Raw genomic sequence first — 202 nt, 5'->3', positions numbered from 1 at the left:
GCTGGATCTTTAACTTCTACCTTAGCTGCTGGTGTGTTTACTGCATTTCCTGCATTTGCTTTACCTGCATCTGCTGCTGACTTAGTTACGTCTGCTGCTGGAATTACAGCTGTCTTACCTTCTGGAGTTGTGACTGTCGCATTTCCTTTATCATCTACAACTACTGTTGCATCTGGATTTACAGCCTTAACTTTATCTTCGA

Annotated in this window: 1 protein-coding gene; it reads right to left on the bottom strand. The window is 42.6% G+C overall.

The window, feature by feature from the left end:
• Positions 1 to 202, bottom strand: a 202-nt coding sequence (locus tag KV696_RS09910; protein ID WP_219967542.1) for a MiiA motif-containing surface protein, incomplete at both ends; no start/stop codon positions are given.

The sequence above is a fragment of the Streptococcus humanilactis genome, from assembly GCF_019448275.1.
In the GTDB taxonomy this organism is placed as follows: Bacteria; Bacillota; Bacilli; order Lactobacillales; family Streptococcaceae; genus Streptococcus; species Streptococcus humanilactis.
This window is presented reverse-complemented; position numbering and strand designations above follow the sequence as displayed.